Annotated in this window: 1 protein-coding gene; it reads left to right on the top strand. The window is 45.1% G+C overall.

The genetic code is table 11. The features are described from left to right. Positions 1-95 precede the first annotated feature (95 nt). Positions 96-698, top strand: a 603-nt coding sequence (locus JFC05_RS12695; protein ID WP_276529569.1) for a transposase, incomplete at its 3' end; no start/stop codon positions are given.

The raw sequence follows: 698 nt of genomic DNA, 5'->3' as shown, positions 1-698 counted from the left end.
ACATCCTTCTAGGGCGTGGATATCAGGCGTCAGTCATTGTCGCCCAGTATGGCGAACCCCTTGATACCCAGCTGCATTGAGATCATAATTACTCCATGAAAACGCTCAAGCTACGCATCAAAGACAAACACGCCACTCAGCTCAATATCTTGGCTGGGTCGGTTAACTTTGTCTGGAATTACGTCAATGAGCTAAGTTTTAAACATTTACAGCGCACAGGCAAATTCTTTTCAGCCTATGACTTGGCCGCTTATACCAAAGGTAGTGGCGAGTATTTAAACTTGCACAGCCAAACGCTACAAGCCATCTCTGAAACCCATGCCAAAAGCCGTAAACAGTTTAAAAAAGCCAAACTCAACTGGCGCACCAACAACCCAAAGGCCAAGAGAAGAAGCTTGGGCTGGATTCCTTTTAAAAAGACCGCCGTAAAACACCTATCAACTCGTCAATCAGGCAAGAAAAGCCTTAAATCCACCATTCAGCTAAGCCTTGCTAAGGGTAAAAAGCTGATCATTGATATGTGGGACAGCTATAACCTCTCGCTCTATAACATCAACACTTGCGAATTGGTGCAAGACAATCGGGGTCACTGGTACGCCTGTGTCACCGTCAAAGATTTTCCAAAGATTAAGTGTGGCACGGGCCAAGTTGGTATTGATTTAGGCTGTAAGGATTCAGCAGTCAGTAGTGATGGTGAT

The organism is Psychrobacter celer (assembly GCF_016107555.1).
Classification (GTDB): domain Bacteria; phylum Pseudomonadota; class Gammaproteobacteria; order Pseudomonadales; family Moraxellaceae; genus Psychrobacter; species Psychrobacter celer.
This window is presented reverse-complemented; position numbering and strand designations above follow the sequence as displayed.